The sequence below is a fragment of the Vibrio sp. Vb339 genome, from assembly GCF_902751245.1.
In the GTDB taxonomy this organism is placed as follows: Bacteria; Pseudomonadota; Gammaproteobacteria; order Enterobacterales; family Vibrionaceae; genus Vibrio; species Vibrio coralliirubri.
On record NZ_CADDIS010000001.1, the window covers coordinates 986,428 to 1,005,590 of the forward strand.

Here is a 19,163-nt window from a genome sequence, read left to right on the forward strand (position 1 = left end):
TGGGAAAAGTTCGGTTCGCGTTAAACCAAAGCGTCACTTGTTAGTACAATCGAGCACAGCTAGATGATATGCTGTGCTCCTATTTAATTTAGTGTTTCAAAGGCAAAAAAATGAACCCGATTTTAGCGATGTTGAAAGAGAACAATATTAGCGACGAGCAGATCAGTGAGCTATTTAAAACGCTGACAGAGAACCCTCTTGCAGCAATGGCGACGATCAGCCAACTTGGTTTACCTCAAGACAAACTTCAAATGCTGATGGGTCAGGTAATGCAAAACCCTGCACTAATCAAAGAAGCAGTTGAAGAGCTTGGCCTAGATTTTTCTAAGGTTGAAGCGGCCAAAGAGCAACTTCAAAAATAAGTGAATTTGAATGAACTAATATCGAATTAGCTTTATCCACATTCAATAAAAAGGTCGTTTAAGTTCAGCAATAGGCTGTCTTAACGGCCTTTTTTGATCTTGGGGGCGATTTTTGACTTTGATTTGATTGCATCCAATCATCCTCTCCGACCCTATACATACCGACCATTCCAACACAATTGACAGCAACCTTGCCAAATATGTGCGACTACTGACAATTTGCTTACTAGACTTAATTAACCTATGTGCGACCTGAGATGTGCACCTTGATGAACAGAGTTTTTGGATGAAGACAGCCCTAAATAATAGGGCTAGCCGATTTGGGCCATAAGCGCGGTTTGTCTATGAGTCACATTAAGGAAAAGAATAAGAGGGCAACAAATTAAGCCCTTTATTGAGCAGTGATTTATAGGAAATGAGTTATGAAGTATTTAAAGGAAACCGCTTTAGCGAGCCTTGTGCTGGCTGGGCTTGTTGGTTGTGGCGGTGATTCAGGTTCATCAAGCAGCACGACACCCATTACTTTGAGCGTGAGTGATGCGCCCATTGATGATGTTAAAGACGTAACTGTGACATTCAGTAAGGTCGCTTTACTTCCTCAAGGGGGAGGTTCGCCACTGATTTATGATGTGTATAAAACGGACGAAAACGGCGATTACGTTGATGAAAATGGCGATCCATTGCCAGATGGTGAGGATCCGATTCCATTAAGTGTGAATTTGCTGGATTACCAAGGCAGCGATGCGCTTCCTTTGATTGAAAATGAGGTCATTCCGGTAGGCAGCTATAAGTTGTGTGTGTTTGCCAATGATGGCGATCACCCAACAGATCCATCTTACGTGATAGAAAACGATGATACGCCCCGTGAGTTAACGGTGAAAGGTAATGGGGCGTGCCCGCAAGGTGTGGGTAAAGAAGATAACGCTGGCGTGCTTTACTTTAATGATTCATTTAATGTGAACCAACAGAGTAACGATTTTGTTGTCGAGTTCGATCTTCGACGCGGCCTAAAGAACAGTTCAACATATCCTGATTACACTATTCAAAGAACGTCTGTAAGCCTTATCAATACGGTTGAGACCGGAAATATTGAAGGTACTGTTGCGAAGCAAACCTTTGATGCTTGTAGGCTTACAACCGATAATACATTTGTTCAGGCGGTCTACTTGTATGAAGGCAACATCGACAAAGATGACATGACACCGATTGGTGGTAGTGAGGAAGTAAAACCAGTCACTTCAGCTTCCGTTGTGCTTGGTGAAGACCAAACTAATTTTGAATTCTCACTGGGCTTTATTGATCCAGGTACTTACTCATTGGGTTATACCTGTACCGCACAGCATGACAGTGATGAAGATAATGCAGCGCCACTAGCCGCTGGGTTCGCAATATACGAAGCTCAAAATGGCGTGCAAGTAACGGTTGGTCAAGACAGACAAGTGTCATTCTAACGTTTATGTGAATGACGTTTTTGATCATGTCGCCTAGCTAGCATGAATTTGATGCGCATTGAGTGTGACTCTAGGGAAGTGATAATGTAACTTTGTATCTCTTACTTTAACCTAGCGAAATGTACTCCGGCGTTGATTATGAAATCTAGCTTAAGCATTCGATCTTACACCAAGCAATTTAATACTCATGCTCATGATGACCATCATCAATTGGTATTGCCGATCCAAGGCAGTATCAATATCGAGATGGTGGGGTATGTCGGTAAGGTGGCCGTGGGAGAATGTGTGGTGATTCCGGTAACCACAGCGCATGCGTTTAAGGCGGATGAAGCCGCGCGGTTTATTGTCGCGGATATGGCGGAGTTGCCGCAGCACTTGTTAGAACATGAGCTCTCGGTTTTCACGATAACACCACCTTTGATGAGCTTCTTGTTGTTTGTTGAGAAGCAGCTGGAGTATCAGGTCGATAGTGGTATTGAGTCATCAATCTTGGATGTGTTTTCACTGCTGTTAGATCAACAACAAGTGAGCAAGAGCATCGACCCTCGAATCCGTGCGGTACAGAGGTTGATTGCGGATAACTACACCCAGCCGTTATCCATTTCACAACTTGCTGAAACGGCCTGTTTGAGTCCTACCCAATTCAAAAAACGCTTCAAAGAGTGCTTGGGTATCAGTGCGCTTAAATACATCACTCGATATCGCATGGAGAAAGCCCAAGCTTTGCTAACCCACACCGATTTACCGGTTCAGTTGATAGCCGAAAATGTGGGCTATAGTGATGTATCTGCTTTCAGTCGTCGCTTCTCTCAGCACTTTGGAATGTCTCCAAGGGCGTTTCTAGGCTCAATGAAAGACAGTCTTTAGAAACAACAATAGCGTCCTTTCAGCAAACTAACTTTTATCAATTTTCACTATTATCTATTTCAGAACTGAAAATTGGGTAATAGAAATGAATCTTGCCATCAATCGCATTAACGAATTCCAAACGGGCACTTTAGCCATCTTGTTTGCTTCTATTTTATGGGGCACGACAGGCACTGCCGCAAGTTTTGCTCCCGATCTAAGTCCATTGGCGATTGGCGCTTTCTCTATGGGCGTTGGCGGCCTAATGCAAGCGGGCTTAGCGTATCGAAAAATCCTATTCGCTTTCGACAAACTTTGGCAGAACAAGAGGCTGTTGGCAGTGAGCGCTTTGGCTTTGGCGGTCTATCCTTTAGCTTTCTATTCTTCAATGAAATTATCTGGCGTGGCGATTGGTACCGTGGTTTCGATTGCTACAGCACCTTTCTTTTCTGCATTGTTAGAGTGTCTGATTAGCAAAAAGAATAATATCAACCGACGTTGGCTCACTAGCTTTGCAATTGGTGTGGTGGGTATTGGGATGTTGGTGTTTTCAGAATCTTCATCGGTGAGCGAATCCGGTGATGATCTCAAGCTATTGGGTATTGCTTTAGGTCTGCTCGCGGGGTTGTGTTACGCCATTTATTCTTGGGCGACAAAAGCACTGATAGATAAAGGGATTAAGTCGCAAGCGGCGATGGGCAGTATTTTTGGCCTCGGCGCGATACTGTTGCTGCCAACACTCTGGTTTACGGGTGATAACCTGTTTTCCACGCAGACCAACGTATTAGTCATCAGTTATCTGACCTTAATCCCACAATGCTTGGGCTATGTCGCCTTCAGTTTTGGTTTACGCCATGTCACCGCGAGCAGTGCCAATCTGCTGACTCTGTTTGAACCAGTAGTTGCAGCGGTGCTTGCCGTCTGCGTTGTCGGTGAGCTGATTCCTTTTACAGGCTGGCTAGGTATGTCTCTGATTGTGCTGTGCTTGTTTATACAGTCGAAGCCAGCTAAAGGAACGTTATAAGTGTTTGTTTTGTAGTGCCTAATTGAAATTTATTCATGCGTAATTCTTATAATTGAATAAAATCAGTATCTCAGTTGTGAGAGTGCTGTTACTATCGCTATCAATAGTCGGGGGGCATATACCTTATTTGGTGTTTGCTGAGATCGTTAGTCGAGACCCGTTGAACCTGATTCAGTTAACACTGGCGTAGGGAACTATAAGCACTCGATCTACGTCTGCACTCATGAAGACTGTTCATGAATCCAATGCGACTTCTCCTTCGATCGGTGTTCGTTCTCCTACGTCTTGTAAGATAGTAGGAGCGACAATGACACACAGTTCTATTTCAAAAGATTTAACGCCAAAAGCCTCAGCTTCACAGCACTCTGCTGATGATTCGATTCGAACGAACACTCCGATTGTATTGACGATCGCTGGCTCAGACAGTGGCGGCGGTGCCGGTATTCAAGCTGATATTAAAGCCATGTCTGCGACAGGTAGTTTCGCTTGTTCGGTAATTACCGCGATCACTTCTCAGAACACGCAAGGCGTTTCCGCCATTTTTCCTATTCCACTCGACCATGTTGCTAGCCAGTTAGATGCGGTTTTCACTGATCTCAATATCGTGGCTGTGAAAGTCGGCATGTTGGCCGATTCGCAAATCATCAAAGTCGTTGCTGACAAAATTAAGCAGTACCAACCTAAGCACTTAGTGATTGACCCTGTGATGGTCGCGACAAGTGGTGACCTTCTTCTAGAAAACTCAGCTATCACGACGCTAAAACAAGAGTTGATTCCGCTGGCAGATATCATTACTCCTAATTTACCTGAAGGCGCAGCATTAACAGGCAAGCCAGTACCTGAAAGCGAAGCTGAAATACAGGGCATGATTGAAGACCTGCGCGCACTAGGTGCTAAAGCCGTTCTCTTGAAAGGTGGCCACCTAGAGAAGGATGAGAACAGTAACGATCTACTGATTCTGCCGACTACCTCTGCCTTGATTAGCGCTAAGCGTTTCCCGACTAAAAACACGCACGGTACGGGTTGTACGCTTTCTTCTGCTATTGCTTCTTTCTTAGCGCAAGGCAACACGCTGTCAGAGGCTGTCGACCTAGGCAAACAATACATTTCTCGCGCGATTGCTCACGCTGATGAGTTACAAGTCGGTCAAGGTCATGGCCCTGTAAATCACTTCTTCGCTGGACACGGTAATGTCCGTTAATACGGTTGGTGTTCAGCTCAGCAATGCCTCCTTACGTTATAACGACAGTGAGCACGCGACCTTGTCTGGGTTGTCGCTTAGCCTAAACGCGGGTAAGTGGACGGTATTGCTGGGTCGAAGTGGTTGCGGGAAAACCACCGTATTGCGTTATCTGGCAGGTTTGCTGGACGATAAGGTGGAGTGGCAGGGCACATTGGCAACGTCTGATGAATTACCTTTAACGGATCGCATCGCTTACATGGCGCAGCAAGATTTGTTACTGCCGTGGCTATCGGTCATCGACAATGTTTGCCTGAGTCATCGTTTTCAAAATCCAGCTTCTGATAAAGCAGTGCAAACTAATCAAGCACTCGAGTTGTTAGCTGCGGTTGGTTTGGCTGATTATGCGAATGCGATGCCGGATCAATTGTCTGGTGGTATGCGTCAGCGTGTTGCTTTGGCTCGCACTTTAATGCAAGACAAGCCTGTGGTGCTGATGGATGAGCCGTTCTCTGCGCTGGATGCGGTAACGAGACACAAACTACAGAGCTTAGCGTGTGAACTGCTAAAAGGTAAAACCGTTGTGTTGATCACCCATGATCCACAAGAAGCAGTGCGCTTGGCGGACAATTTGTATGTGTTGCAAGGCACACCTGCGAATGCTCAGTCTTTATCTGTGCCTAACACCGCGACACCACGAGTGTTAGATGGTGAATGTGCTGAGTTACAACAAGCGATCTTAGATCAGTTGGAGCGTGACTATGAATGATCTAACGCGAAGCGAAGCTGTAGCTCGTTCAACTAACGCACAGACTACCACTACACGCGATCGTCAGATGAATCCTGTTGTTCGTTTGCTTATCAGCAGTGCTGTGATTCTCGGTTTATGGCAGTTAGTTGTGGTTGTCTTCGAGATGCCGAGCTTCATTCTGCCTGCGCCAGCAGAAGTCTTTTTAAAGCTGATTGAACGTTACGATGTGTTACTCAAACACACATGGGTGACTGCGCAAGAGATCTTACTTGGCTTGCTGCTTGGTTTATCGATGGGGCTATTTTTCGCTCTGCAGATGTTGATGTTTGATCCGCTAAAGCGTTGGCTATTGCCTATCTTAATTGCCAGCCAAGCGATCCCCGTGTTTGCTATCGCGCCAGTACTGATGCTGTGGCTAGGTTATGGCATCGCGTCAAAAGTGGTGATGGCGGCGATCATCATCTTCTTCCCTGTGACCACATGTTGCTACGACGGCCTACGTAACACACCAACAGGCTATCTCGATCTTGCCAAGACGATGGGTGCATCGAAATGGCAATTGCTCCGCCATATCCAACTGCCTGCCGCACTGCCAATCTTAGCGTCTGGCATTCGTGTAGCTGTGGTGATTGCGCCAATTGGTGCGGTCGTCGGGGAGTGGGTTGGTTCGAGTGAGGGGCTGGGTTACCTAATGCTACAGGCCAACGCACGCATGATCATTGATGAGATGTTTGCTGCCTTGTTCATCTTGGCGGTGCTGTCTATCTCGCTCTACTTCGTTACAGATAAATTACTCAAAAAAGCTATCCCTTGGGAAAACCAATGATGGCTTCGCTCAACATAAGAATAATATTCAAAAGGAAAGGTTAACCGTGAAAAATACAAAATTGATAGGTGCAGTGGCACTGCTTGCTTCATTGGTTTCAGGTCATGCTCTAGCGGACTCTGAACAAAAGAAACTGACACTGATGCTGGATTGGTTTGTGAACCCGAACCATGGCCCGATTGTGATCGCTCAAGAGCGTGGCTACTTTGCTGACCAAGGTCTAGACATTGAAATTCAAGAACCCGCAGACCCAAGCACACCAGCAAAACTGGTCGCGGCAGGTAAGGTCGATTTAGCGGTAACTTACCAACCAAGTTTAACCATGGATGTGGCAGCGGGCCTTCCTTTAGTTCGTGCATCAACCCTTATCGCGACGCCACTGAACACACTAATGGTATTGGATAACGGCAAGAACGATTCGCTAGCGGATCTGAAAGGCAAGAAGATCGGTATTGCGATCGCTGGAAACGAAGAAGCGACTATCGGCACCATGTTAGCGCAAGAAAATGTTGAGTTTACGGATGTGCAAACCATCAATGTTGGTTGGGCACTTTCATCTTCATTGGCATCAGGCAAGGTAGATGCAATTTGGGGTGGCCTACGTAACTTCGAAACCAACCAGTTAGCCCTTGAAGGCTTTAAAGCAAAAGCGTTCTTCCCAGAAGAGCACGGTGTGCCAGCTTACGATGAGCTTATTTTTGTTGCGAACGCAAAGCAGCACGACGATGAAGAGATCAAAGCGTTCAATAAAGCATTGGAACAAGCAACAACTTACATCGTGAACCACCCACAAGAGTCATGGAGCGAGTTTGTTGCGTATTCACCAGATACGTTGAACAACGAGCTTAACCAACGCGCATGGAACGACACGCTGACTCGTTTTGCACTTCGCCCTTCTGCTGTTGACCTAAAGCGTTACGACGATTATGCACAGTTCATGTTCGACAAAGGCATCATCAAATCACTACCAAAAGCCGCTGACTACGTACCGACTTTTGACTAAGGAATCTCATGAAATACCAAGACTTAATCCAAGCCTGTCAACAAGATTGGCAAGACTACACTGAACATGATTTTGTTAAAACGCTAGCAAACGGCACGCTCGCTCAGCCGTGTTTTTTGCATTACCTGAAGCAAGATTTTCTGTTTTTGAAGCAGTATGCTCGCGCTTATGCATTGGCAATTTACAAGGCTAAAACCTTGGCTGATATGCGTCGTGCACTGCCAAGTGTTCATGCTTTATTAGATTCTGAAATCTCTCACCACGTGACTTATTGTGGTCAGTGGGGTTTAACTGAATCTGATTTGGAAAACGAGCCCGAGGATTTCGGTACAGTCGCTTACACGCGCTACGTTCTGGATGCGGGTATGACGGGTGACCTTGTCGATCTTTATGCGGCACTGGCTCCGTGTTCCATTGGTTACGCTGTGATTGGTAAAGCACTTTTAGAAAGCAGCGATACTGTATTAGAAGGCAACCCGTACGCAAGCTGGCTGCAACTGTATGGCAGTGAAGAGTTCCAGTCTGGCGTAGCAACGGGCGCGGAATACTTCAACCAGCTGCTTGCTGAAATTGATATCAACAGCGAACGCGGTCAGAACATCGTTCATATCTTCAAAACCGCAACACGTATGGAAGTGGCTTTTTGGCAGCAAGGTCTGAATGCACTTAATGACTCAACAGCGGTTTAGAGCGACTTTCACGAATAAGGATTCCCCCATGCTAACTGAACAAATTATTCAATCGCTGCGCGCAGTACGAGAGCAAAAGCCACTGGTTGTGAACATCACCAACTACGTCGTGATGAACAACACAGCCAATGCGTTATTGGCGATTGGCGCTTCGCCTATCATGGCGCACTCGCAACAAGAACTGGCTGAGATGATGTCTTTCTCTGGCGCGCTTGTGATTAACATTGGCACGCTCGACAGTGTTTGGACACCAAGAATGTGTTTTGCTGTTGAGCAAGCCAACGCGAACAACAAGGTTGTGGTTCTTGACCCTGTGGGTTGTGGCGCAAGTAGGCTGCGTACCGAAACTTCTCGTGAAATTGCACGCTTAGCCGAAAAGTTAATCATTCGTGGTAACGCGTCTGAGATTATTGCATTAGCGGGCGAGCAAGCGCAGAGCAAAGGTGTGGATGCGCTTGATAGCAGTGATGCTGCGTTAGGTGCTGCACAGTGCTTAGTGGCTGAATACGGTGCAAATGTGGTGATATCTGGTGAGACAGATTACGTTGTCACGAAAGACAGTGTTGTGACGTTAAACAATGGTCATCCAATGATGCCGTATGTGACAGGCATGGGTTGTACCTTAACTGCATTGACGGGGGCGTTTGCTGCTGTTGGTGATGACAGTGGTTTGGCTGCTGCGGCGGTATTAGGTGTGGTTGGCGAAATCGCCGCTGAGAACTCACGTGGCCCAGGCAGCTTACAAATGAACTTGCTTGATGAACTGTATCAACTCGATGAAGAGACACTGATTCAACGCTTGAAGATTCAGTAGGTTTAATCTAGTTCTAAGCTCAAAACTGATCGTTCTGAGTTAATAGCTCTTAACTTAAAGCTCTTAACTAAAAGAAAGCCCCCGACACTTATGTGTTGGGGGCTTTTTATTATTGGTTCGGAACCGTGTCAGCCGTGTTGAAGGCTGGTTTCGTTAGGTTCTAAATCGATTTACTTGGCTCTCTAGATGATGAGCAACCTCAGTTAAGTGACTCGCTGCGCCAGAAATACTGCTGACTGACTCTTGGTTACTTTGTGCGATGGTATTGGCACCTTGCGCATTTTCACCCAGTGACTTGGTTAAGCAGTCTTGCTCATCGACGGATATCGCGATTTGGCTGTTGGCCTGATTCAAATCTTGGATGTGTTGGTTAATCACATGCAAGTTCTGAGAAGCTTGTTGCGCCTGAGTCGAAGCATCAGAAACCGTGCTGTGGCTCTCTTTGATCGATTCTAAAGCGTCTTTAGCGCCACGTTGTAGCGAGGTGATGAGTTCGTCAATCTGGCTCGCAGAATCTTGAGTACGCTTAGCTAGTGTTCTCACTTCATCGGCTACGACAGCAAATCCACGGCCTTGCTCACCCGCACGTGCGGCTTCAATGGCAGCGTTCAATGCCAATAGGTTAGTTTGCTCAGAAACGCCTTTAATTACTTCAAGAATGGCACCAATGTTCATCGACTCTTTGTGTAGGTCAGTCACTTTCTGGCTGCTGACCTGCATGCTTTCATCGGCGCTGCCAATTTCATGCAGTGTTTTGTCTACTTCTTTGAGTCCCATCGCCACATTCTCGGTTGCTTGGTTAGCAACTTGAGACGCGTGGTTAGCACTTGCAGCAATTTCTGATGTGCTGGAAGCCAATTGATCAACGGCAGAAGAGATATTGATCATTTCGCTGTTCAATTGTGTTGCGTTGGTCGAGCTGTTGTTTGTCACCTGATTGAGTGACTCCGACATCTCACCAATACGCACACTAGAACGGTTCACTTGGCCAACAATATCGCGCAGAGATTCAATGGTGATCTCCATATTAGTCAGCAGTTCGCCAATCTCATTTTTGCTCTCAATGTTCACTTCCACATTCAAGTTACCTTGAGAAAGCTCGTTGGTGATCTGTTTAACCTGCGCGATGCCTTTGGTAATAGAGCGAGTCACCAACACGGCGCTCGTCATACCAATAACTAAAGCCACACCCGTCAGCAAGATGATGATTTGAATCGAACGCTTTTCACTGGCTTGCAGTACTGGCGTGAGCGCTTGTTTCTGTTGCTCGAGAATACTTTGAGCATCCGCGACCGCAATCGCTAAGCTGTCACCAATAGAGGCGAGGGTAGCGGTTCTTTGGGTGTTCTCAATCATCTGTTGATGAACTTGCTCAAAGCCTTTTGCATACGCTTCGCGTTGGTTCGAGAAGTCCTCAATCAGCTCACTTTGATAAGGCGATGATTTGAGAGACTCAATATCGCTTTCAATACCTGGTAGCGCGTATTCAAAGATATCTTTACCCGCTTCATAGGTTTTGAGGTCGTTGTTGTTTGAGTAACTGAGTACGGTGATCTTAGCTGCGAGAAAGTTCTCCATCAACATGCCCGCGTATAAGCTCGCGTTTGGATCGTTGTTATTATATGACTCATACAACAAGCTCTGAGCCGCTTTCAGTGCGTTAGTTTCTCGTTTGACCATCTCAACGTTGACCAGTTGGTCAATGAGGAGCTCACTCTGTTTCATTGACCCATAAGCCACATCAAACGCCGCCACGCTGTCTTGCACTAATTGCAGGCTAGCTAGGCTATCGGTTTTGGTAGTGGATTGGATTAAGTTGTTGAGCAGATCATCAATCGCAAGTTTGCTTGATTGATAATTCGTTTCGTACTGTTCATCCAATGACTCTAAGTAACGTTCAGAAGCTAAACGCATCTGAAGAAAGTGCACTTGAATGTTGCTTGATAATGTCGCTTTTTGGCTGAGTTCACTGTATTGGCTAAAGCCGTTCGACAAGGTTTGAATCCCTTTGTAACTCACAAAGCCTGAAATGACGAAAAAGAGCAAGCAGATGGCATAACCCAGCTTGATCTTGAGCGCTATAGAAAGGTGGCGCATAACTATCCCTATATTTACCTGATTCCTTCACTGTGGAGTATTTCATAAAACAGCGTTCTGGGCATGCTTGAAGTGAATTCTTTGTGTAATAAGTAACGCTTTAGTTAAAAAATTCAGGTTTTTCGGCATGCTTTCAACGAGTTGCGTATTTGATGGCGCGTATGTCATTGAGCTAATTTAGTATTAACTTCCATGCACATGATGCGATTTGTCGGTAAAATGGTGCAACGCCAATTTTAGACATCGACTCCAAAGGTACGAAATGAACCCTTATAAGCTCTATTTAGTAACGGATGACCAACAAGATTTAGAAACGCTTAAGTTCGTGGTTGAACAAGCGGTTGCGGGTGGCGTTACTATGGTCCAAGTAAGAGAAAAACATGGGGACGTAAGAGCGTTCATTGAGCGTGCAGAAGCCGTTAAATCGGTTTTAGCTGGAACGGGTGTACCTTTGATCATTAATGATCGAGTTGATGTGGCATTGGCCGTTGATGCTGATGGTTTGCATTTGGGGCAATCGGATATGCCTGCCGAGTTAGCACGCCAGTTGATAGGTCCAGATAAGATTCTTGGGTTATCAATTGAAACTGAACAACAGCTACAACAAGCCGATAGTTTACCGATTGATTACATTGGCCTCAGTGCGCTTTTTGCCACACCAACCAAGACGAATCTAAAGAAACATTGGGGTTATGAAGGCATTCAAATGGCTTTGGAAACAACGAAGTTGCCGATTGTGGGTATCGGTGGAATCAACGAGTCGAACATTCCGCAGTTGGTTAAGACAGGTATTCATGGATTGGCCTTGGTATCAGCGATATGTCACGCAGAAAGCCCAAAACAAGCGACGCAGGATCTGCTATCTCTAATGGGAGAGTGAAAGGGAGTAGATACTAGAAAACAAATGACGTTGGTCATCTGTTTTCTAGTGAAAGCACAAGCACGGAGTCGTGCTAGATGTGTTTACCGATAGAGTATTTAAGGTGCTCTATCTAACACATCGTTTGGTCTATTGAATGCAAAGAGCAACCGTGCCGATGACCATAAGAACGATCGCCGCGTACCAACCGTATTGTGCAGTTTTATCAGCAACAAACACCTTAATGTAGTTGATCTCTTCATGCGCCATTGCGATGAAGTCCGTGTAGTTAATCGATAACTCACGGCTAGCTTCTTTCAGGTCTTGTTGAAGCTTGTTGAAAGACTCATCGATGAAGCCCTTTGTTTCCGAAGCAGATGGAGTAGCTGTTAACGCTAGGCTATTCCAAACCGCCATACGCGATTCATATTCGCTTTCACTGACACAATTAAGTACGCGTAAATCATACTCTCGTTTGTTACGCTCTTTACCCATTTTCTCAGGGCAAATATTTCTTAAAACGTTCACGACAAATTTTCCAAAAGGTTCATTTAGATATAAAAAAGCACTCAAAGAGCGCTCATAAACTGGGTGCGAATTAATATTCAAAAAGTGATCTATTTGAAACCGATATAAGCGACTGCAAGGCTGAGCGCTTATCTGGGAGATTTGAAGTTGGGTCAGTTGTGTTAAAGAGCGATTTGGGCCTGTTTATATTCGTTTGAAAAGACAAACCCGTTGGGATCGCATAGTAGTTATGTCACTTTGGGACATCAACTAGGGTGTTTTATCCACACGACAAAGATATTTATCGGCAAGATAAGCAGAAATGAGGTAGCGGTGGTGGGTTCCATGCCGATATTGAATCTCTGAATTGACGATGAGTGAAGAACAGGGGAGCTTAGTTGGCTTGCCATTGATTGTATTGCAGTGAGTGTCCCTTAAGCTTCTCAATAAGGCTGGTGAGTACTGGGCCGTTGATGTGGCTGCGTGACACCAAACATCCCACTGGAGTAATCCAACCCCCATGCTCGTGTGAGACAGGTAACGCCACAAGATCGCCTTTTTGAATGCCTTCCATCACCATCATCTCGGGCACATTTGCCCAACCCACGTTCTGTTCAACGAGATCAACAATGGTCTTGTGGTTGTTGGCATACCAAAGCATCGAGCTAATACCGTAGGTGAACCACAGTTCGCGTTGCTTTGAGCTGCGATGCACACATTGGCGATAGCGCTTGAGGTCTGAGTCTTGTACGACCGACATTTGGCTGAGTTCATGAGTGGCAGAGCTAACGGTTAGGAAACGCGCTTGGCCCAGCAAGAAGAAATCCATATCGACCTTCAGTTCGCCATCCGCGTAAATGATGCCAATCTGCGCTTTGCCACGTCTTACTAGGTCTTCAACATCGAAGGTTGAGGTGGTAATGATATCGAAGTGTGTGATCGGAAATTGATCGGCGAGTGAGCTGATTATCTTAATGAAGTTCTTATCTATGATGCTTTCATCAACCGCAATGATCAGTTCGTGCTCATCTTCTTGTGTGAGCGATTCAACTTTTTGGTCGAAGTACTTTTGTTGGTCGAGAATCGACTTAGCCACAGGCAATAACGCTTTACCTTTGCTGGTTAAAACGGGGATGTTTTTCTCTCGATTAAACAGCTCTTGGTCAATGGCAATTTCGAGATTGGCGATCGACTGGCTGACGCCGGATTGAGCGCGTTTCAGTTTACGTGCGGCGGCAGAGAAAGAGCCACTTTCACACACAGTGACGAAGACTTTTAGTTGCTCAAAACTGTACATGTTATTTCTCGGTCAATTCAAAATGTGGTACATACACTTAAGCTATCACTAATCGTGATGGCTGTTAACTTTCTCTTATTGTTTTCGGTGACATAATTTCGGCTAACCCACCATGTAATAAATAGCTATAGGAATGTATGAGTACGTTAGAGAGAGTTTTCCACTCGGTATTGTTTGAAGTATTGGCCGTCACACTGTCAATTATAGGTTTAGCGATATTTACTGATCACGATGTGAATGCACTATCAGGAACCATGATAGTTGTTGCGACTATCGCAATGATTTGGAACTACTGTTTTAACCGTATTTTTGATCGTTATTTCACGGGTGAAAAATCAAAGCGTTCGCTTAAGTTACGTGTTTTTCACGTCGTGCTATTTGAGGCTGGCTTGTTGATCGCGACGATCCCTGTGATGGCATACTTACTTAACGTTGGGTTATGGCAGGCATTTTTGATGGACATCGGCGTGACCATTTTTATTACCATTTACGCGTTTGTGTTTAATCTGATTTATGACCATGTTCGAGCATTCTGGGTACGCAGAGGGGAGCTAGCCGTTCAGTAATCTACCAAGTCAGTAAACACTATTTTGGCCACTAACCGTTTGTTTATTCGTTATTTTGACGGAGATATTCGGTTAGTAGGCCTAGGTAGCCCATCGTTTGTTCTGCTATCTTAAATAAGGTGATAATTTGAGTTCTTGAAATAACAGATTAAGAGGAAAGGATGCCAGATACCTCTCAGATAATGACAGTGGTAGATAAGAAGGAAGTCGAGCTGTTTGCGGAACTGTTCACACATATCGATGGTGAAATCTACACCTTGTTACGCAGTGCCAAAATCCCCAATGACATTCTCACCAGCAATGACCATTACGATTATCTCCCAGAGACCACCATAAAAAATGTGGTCAAGATTATGGGGGAGTCGGCGTCGAGAGAAGAGTTTTCGTTGTTTATGTGGAGCTTTTGCAAACAAACCTATGTACCAAGGTTTGTGGCTAAGCTAAGCCAGCAGGATTCATTGAAAAATACGCTAGCCCAATTTGGTGAGCAGTTGAAGCTCATATCCAATGGTGCGAATGTCTATACCAAGCAATCTGGAGGCAAGTGGTGGTTTGTTCGTGAGAAGCCGTTTACTAACGCGCCTTGGTTTAAGTTTGCTGAATTGTTCTCTGTTATTTTCATCAACGAGCTGCTTTCAGTATTAACGCAAGGGCGTTGGAAGCCGTCTGAGGTTGGCATTCAAAGTGGCGATCTCGAATGTTTTCAATCTCTTCCACAAATGGGCACTGCTCAGTTTTATACACAGAGACCCGTTACTGCCTTTGAAATTCCAGAAGAAATCATGCTTGCGCCGATTGTTTTACCCAAAATTGCTCAAGTAACAGATCTCACTAGGCCTTTACCTAGCTCATTTCTGAGCGCTTTTAAGCTTGTTATAAAACCCTACCTCACAATGGGGAAACTGCCAATTAGCTTGGCATCTGAGATTCTGAATATTCATGTCAGGACGATCCAGCGTCGGTTGGAAAGTGAAGGCGTGGTCTACAAAACTTTGATTGAAGAGATGGTTCTTGAGCAGGTCTTGGAATTGCTAGAGCAGTCCGATCTATCGATCACGCAAGTGGGCGCGAAGATGGGGTATTCCGATTCTTCCCACTTTACCCGAGCGTTCAAACGACAGATGAACATGACGCCAAGACAGTACCGAAAAGAGCACAGCTAAAAACAGTAAGTAAAAACCGGAGCCTGAACGCAGAATTATTTATTGTCACCAAATGGCCATTTATCAACCTTGAATACTGGCAATATCACTACTAAGTTATTGAATGTGGATGAGTTGTTTTTATTTTTTTTAGCGAGTGTCGCAACCAATAAAAACACCTTTGAAACCTCATGACACTCATTAGTAGTTACGGAATCGTTATGGGAAGTGGACGCCACTAACAAACGGAATCAAGGTGTAAAAATGAAAAATGCAGGCTTAAAGCTCTCTGTTGTTGCTCTTTCGTGTTCATTTGCTCTTTCTGCAAATGCAGCATCAACGCTATTTACTAACGTCGATGTGTTCAATGGTACTGAAAACAAATTGTACGAAGACCATCATGTATTAGTCGAAGACAATCTTATCAAACAAATCTCTGCGAGCCCGATAGAGGCTGGTGATGCTGTAGTGATCGACGGCGAAGGCAAAACGCTAATGCCGGGATTAATCGAAGGCCACGGACACTTACTGCTGAACGGCGGTAACCTAAGCGATCACGAGAACAACCGAACGATCGAAGAGTTAGCCGCGCGAGCGACAGTGAACGCGAACGCTGCGTTTCAATCGGGTTTCACTACGTGGCGTGATGCTGGTGGCTTGAATACTGGTTTACGTAAGACTATCGATTCAGGCATGTTGCCGGGGCCACGACTTTACACATCAGGTGCGTTTATTGGCCCGACTGGTTCACACGCCGATTTCAGTAACCTAACAACGGCTAACCAACACTTCTTTGGTTCATCGACCAGTATGGCTCGAAATAGCGTGAGCTTTAATGCCGACGGTATTACCGAAATCAAAGCGGCTGCTCGCCAAAACTTCAAGCAAGGTAATACGCAAATTAAGATCATGTCATCGGGTGGTGTTGCATCATCATTTGACCCTTGGCAGCTGAATGCGATGTCTGCGGAAGAAATTGAAGCCGCCGTTGAAATTGCAGATGCGTATGGCTCTTACGTGATGTCTCACGCTTACAGCAAAAAAGCGATCATGCGTAACTTGGATGCGGGTGTTAAAACGATCGAGCACGGTTTCATGTTCGATGGCGATATCGCCGACAAGATGGAAGACAAAGATGCTTACATCACAACTAACATGACCGCGTTTTCACCTTACCTGACGCAGATCGAAGCGATCAACTCGAATCCAGCCTCTAAGCGTAAAGCGGAGTCGGCAACCAAAGCATTCAAAGACTACATCTCGAATGTAAACAAGTACCAACCGAAATGGGGTTTCCACACAGACTGTGTCGGTGACGTGGTTTCTTGTATCAAACAAACCGACCACACGATCTTCCTAGCGGGTAAGGAATTAGGCAACTTCTTCACTTTGAAAGGCATGACATCGGTAAACGGTGAGATCGTTAAGTTATCTGGCGTGATGGACCCATACCCAGAGGGTAAGTTAGGCGTGATTGAAGCGGGTGCATACGCCGATATTATTATTGTTGAAGGCAACCCACTTGAAGACTTGTCAGTGATTGGGGCAAACGAAAAATGGTTTGATGCAGAGCCGCGCAGTCCTGAAATCGACACCATTAAAGTCATCATGAAAGATGGCAAAGTCTACAAAAATACGCTGTAACTCAGTTCGACAACTTAGTTAAAAATTAAGCTTTAATGGGTGACCTATTTGGGTAGGTCACCTCTCTTCAAGGTGTTCCTTATGCAAAAAATGCTTTCTCTTATCCTGTCGGTGGCATCACTTGCGGCCGTTGCTTTACCTACTTTTGCTGAAACAGCGATGAATCTTGAGTGGCAAGATCTGAACTCAGAGTCTCACGAAATGAAAGTAGAAATGCCGGATCTCACCGATCAACAAATGCGTCTATTACAAGGTGTGATAGCAATGAGTGCATCAGAGGAAGAGCAAGTTCAACAACAGGTTTTATTATTCAAACAAACGCTAAAAGAGCAGGGTGTAGAAGCCGACGAAATGATCGCGCTGCGTGACGAATACATGCAAACCATGAAAGCAAACGCCGAAGCCATCACGACAGAGTTTGATGGCAAGAAAGTACGAGTTCCCGGTTTCATCGTTCCATTGGAGTTCTCCGAGGGCATGACTGCAACAGAGTTTTTGTTAGTGCCAGTGGCGGGTGCGTGTATCCACATGCCGCCACCACCTGCAAACCAGATTGTGCGCGTGTCTTTCCCTGAAGGCTTTCAGGTACAGAACGTTCAGTACCCAGTGTGGGTAGAAGGTGACTTTAGCTCGAACAAAGTGACTGAAGAGGTCTTCCTAGTCGATGGCAAAAGTAACCTCACTATGGGTTATGAAATGAAAGCTTCGATGATCGAAGACTATTATGAAAAAGAAAATTAATGGTTGTCATCAAATGACAATTTTCAATGTGAGTAATAACTAAAATAAAACTAACTTAAAAAGCACTGGTGACATGATGAACTCAAGATTCTCTAAAATAAGTATGGCTATTGTGATGGCGGCTAGCCCAATGAGCGGCGTTGTTTACGGCGCTAACTTCGAAGGCCCAGATTCTGTTGAAAATACAATTGCAGAGCAGAAAGCACAAAAGAAATCTTGGAGGGAGTCATTAGCTGAAGATGGTTTTACATTTGGTGCAGATTACTTTGCTTTGGGGCTGACCTCAGGGGATGGAGTTGGCGGCGATAGCGTTGATGCATCGTCGGGTGTGGCACGATTATACGGTTCATGGCATCTATTCGGAAAGGACACACAGAACTCAGGTAGCCTGGTTTGGAAGGTGGAACATAGGCATGCTTATGGTGATACTGCGCCAAAAGACTATTCATTCGGCCCACTTGGCTATGTCGGTTCAATTGGCCCTGCATACAGTGACCAAGGGTTTCGTGTTACGGACTTAAATTGGAAGCAAAAAATCAACGATGGCAAAGGCACTATTGTTGTCGGTTGGCAGGATGTAACGAACTATGCAGATGTTTACGCCTTAGCAAGCCCATGGTCTGGTTTTACTAATTTGGCATTCTCGACAGGCTCTGGTGCGATGGGCTTACCTGATGATGGTGTACTTGCGCTTTCGGCTGGTCATATGTTGGGCGAGAATTTTTATGTCGTCGGTGGTATCGCGGATGCAAATGGTCAGTCAGATGATATTTTTGATGGCTTTGATACCGCTTTTGGCAGCGATGCCTCTTACTTTACCACACTGGAATTAGGTTGGACGGCTTCGCAAGAGCAGATCTACACCGATAACTTCCATGTGACTTTCTGGGATTTTGGTGACGATACGCGCCACAGTAATAGCCTTGCTGCGGAAGGTGGCTCGGGCGTTAACTTTTCATGGAGTCAGTTCATGACTGATCAAGTGATGCCGTTTGTACGTGGTGGCTTCTCTGAAGGGGATGTTGCCCTTTACGATAAGTCGATTTCTGTTGGTATGGGTTACTTTGGATTAGGAAAACCGACCAACAACCTTGGTGTAGCGCTAAACTGGGCAGAAGTGAATGGTGACTCTTTTGCAGCTGATGCGAAAGCAATAAGCGGTAGCACAGAGCAATGGACTGCTGAGATCTACTACAACATGCAGTTTGGTGACCATTTCCAAGTAACGCCTGACATCCAGTACATAAAGGATCCTGCATTCTCCAATGAAAGCAGCGCTTGGGTGTTTGGTATTCGAGCGAGAGTCTTTATCTAACTTCTCTGCTTGTTAATCTCTGAAACGTAAAAAGTGAGCCTTGATAGGC

The 19,163-nt window shown here is 45.4% G+C and carries 19 protein-coding genes and 1 riboswitch; of the genes, 16 read left to right on the top strand and 3 right to left on the bottom strand.

Annotated elements, in window-relative coordinates; genetic code table 11:
• Positions 1 to 110: 110 nt before the first annotated feature.
• The 10 genes from HRQ85_RS04350 to thiM all read left to right on the top strand — a co-directional run bounded on the left by HRQ85_RS04350 (position 111) and on the right by thiM (position 8,946).
• A complete protein-coding gene (locus tag HRQ85_RS04350) occupies positions 111 to 362 on the top strand; it encodes a DUF2999 family protein (protein ID WP_004731647.1) in 252 nt (83 codons plus the stop codon).
• A 422-nt stretch (positions 363 to 784) separates the two neighbouring features.
• Positions 785 to 1,813, top strand: a complete 1,029-nt coding sequence (locus HRQ85_RS04355) for a DUF4382 domain-containing protein (RefSeq protein WP_172378815.1) — start codon at positions 785 to 787, stop codon at positions 1,811 to 1,813.
• A 138-nt stretch (positions 1,814 to 1,951) separates the two neighbouring features.
• Entirely contained in the window at positions 1,952 to 2,680 is a 729-nt protein-coding gene (locus HRQ85_RS04360) for a helix-turn-helix domain-containing protein (RefSeq protein WP_048606104.1), read from the top strand.
• 85 nt (positions 2,681 to 2,765) lie between these two features.
• Positions 2,766 to 3,683: a DMT family transporter gene (locus HRQ85_RS04365; protein WP_172378816.1), complete on the top strand. Its 918-nt coding sequence runs from the start codon at positions 2,766 to 2,768 to the stop codon at positions 3,681 to 3,683.
• Positions 3,684 to 3,781: 98 nt separating this feature from the next.
• Positions 3,782 to 3,893, top strand: a riboswitch (TPP riboswitch).
• Positions 3,894 to 3,990: 97 nt separating this feature from the next.
• Entirely contained in the window at positions 3,991 to 4,884 is an 894-nt protein-coding gene (thiD, locus tag HRQ85_RS04370) for a bifunctional hydroxymethylpyrimidine kinase/phosphomethylpyrimidine kinase (RefSeq protein WP_172378817.1), read from the top strand.
• Positions 4,874 to 5,632 (top strand): ABC transporter ATP-binding protein, encoded by a 759-nt coding sequence (locus tag HRQ85_RS04375; RefSeq protein ID WP_172378818.1) that lies wholly within the window; start codon positions 4,874 to 4,876, stop codon positions 5,630 to 5,632. Before thiD ends, HRQ85_RS04375 begins: the two co-directional genes overlap by 11 nt.
• Complete coding sequence (locus tag HRQ85_RS04380) at positions 5,625 to 6,440, top strand: ABC transporter permease (RefSeq protein ID WP_172378819.1); 816 nt, start codon at positions 5,625 to 5,627, stop codon at positions 6,438 to 6,440. The genes HRQ85_RS04375 and HRQ85_RS04380 overlap by 8 nt, the downstream gene beginning before the upstream one ends.
• A 46-nt stretch (positions 6,441 to 6,486) precedes the next feature.
• Positions 6,487 to 7,443 (top strand): ABC transporter substrate-binding protein, encoded by a 957-nt coding sequence (locus tag HRQ85_RS04385; protein ID WP_172378820.1) that lies wholly within the window; start codon positions 6,487 to 6,489, stop codon positions 7,441 to 7,443.
• A gap of 8 nt (positions 7,444 to 7,451) precedes the next feature.
• Positions 7,452 to 8,132 carry a thiaminase II gene (gene tenA / locus HRQ85_RS04390; protein WP_172378821.1) on the top strand — a complete coding sequence of 227 codons (681 nt, stop codon included), beginning with the start codon at positions 7,452 to 7,454 and terminating at the stop codon, positions 8,130 to 8,132.
• Positions 8,133 to 8,160: 28 nt separating this feature from the next.
• Entirely contained in the window at positions 8,161 to 8,946 is a 786-nt protein-coding gene (gene thiM / locus HRQ85_RS04395) for a hydroxyethylthiazole kinase (RefSeq protein WP_172378822.1), read from the top strand.
• A 153-nt stretch (positions 8,947 to 9,099) separates the two neighbouring features.
• On the opposite strand, the gene HRQ85_RS04400 is transcribed toward thiM, so the two are convergent.
• Entirely contained in the window at positions 9,100 to 11,043 is a 1,944-nt protein-coding gene (locus tag HRQ85_RS04400) for a methyl-accepting chemotaxis protein (RefSeq protein WP_172378823.1), read from the bottom strand.
• Between the two features lie 262 nt (positions 11,044 to 11,305).
• On the opposite strand from HRQ85_RS04400, the gene thiE reads away from it, so the two are divergent.
• Positions 11,306 to 11,923 (top strand): thiamine phosphate synthase, encoded by a 618-nt coding sequence (thiE, locus tag HRQ85_RS04405; RefSeq protein WP_172378824.1) that lies wholly within the window; start codon positions 11,306 to 11,308, stop codon positions 11,921 to 11,923.
• A 129-nt stretch (positions 11,924 to 12,052) separates the two neighbouring features.
• On the opposite strand, the gene HRQ85_RS04410 is transcribed toward thiE, so the two are convergent.
• Together HRQ85_RS04410 and HRQ85_RS04415 are read right to left on the bottom strand one after the other, a co-directional pair.
• Entirely contained in the window at positions 12,053 to 12,397 is a 345-nt protein-coding gene (locus HRQ85_RS04410; RefSeq protein ID WP_017064409.1) for a hypothetical protein, read from the bottom strand.
• A gap of 406 nt (positions 12,398 to 12,803) precedes the next feature.
• A complete protein-coding gene (locus tag HRQ85_RS04415) occupies positions 12,804 to 13,706 on the bottom strand; it encodes a LysR family transcriptional regulator (RefSeq protein ID WP_050648153.1) in 903 nt (300 codons plus the stop codon).
• 137 nt (positions 13,707 to 13,843) lie between these two features.
• Between HRQ85_RS04415 and HRQ85_RS04420 the strand changes: the two genes are divergently transcribed.
• From HRQ85_RS04420 to HRQ85_RS04440, 5 genes are all read left to right on the top strand, one after another.
• Positions 13,844 to 14,272 carry a PACE efflux transporter gene (locus HRQ85_RS04420; RefSeq protein ID WP_017066716.1) on the top strand — a complete coding sequence of 143 codons (429 nt, stop codon included), beginning with the start codon at positions 13,844 to 13,846 and terminating at the stop codon, positions 14,270 to 14,272.
• 182 nt (positions 14,273 to 14,454) lie between these two features.
• On the top strand, positions 14,455 to 15,435 hold the full coding sequence (locus HRQ85_RS04425; protein WP_172379342.1) for a helix-turn-helix domain-containing protein: 981 nt from the start codon (positions 14,455 to 14,457) through the stop codon (positions 15,433 to 15,435).
• Positions 15,436 to 15,678: 243 nt separating this feature from the next.
• Entirely contained in the window at positions 15,679 to 17,058 is a 1,380-nt protein-coding gene (locus tag HRQ85_RS04430) for a metal-dependent hydrolase family protein (protein ID WP_050619673.1), read from the top strand.
• An 81-nt stretch (positions 17,059 to 17,139) separates the two neighbouring features.
• A complete protein-coding gene (locus HRQ85_RS04435; RefSeq protein ID WP_172378825.1) occupies positions 17,140 to 17,799 on the top strand; it encodes a DUF3299 domain-containing protein in 660 nt (219 codons plus the stop codon).
• A gap of 115 nt (positions 17,800 to 17,914) precedes the next feature.
• Positions 17,915 to 19,114, top strand: coding sequence for a carbohydrate porin (locus tag HRQ85_RS04440; protein ID WP_050648199.1), 1,200 nt, complete (start codon positions 17,915 to 17,917; stop codon positions 19,112 to 19,114).
• Positions 19,115 to 19,163 lie beyond the last annotated feature (49 nt).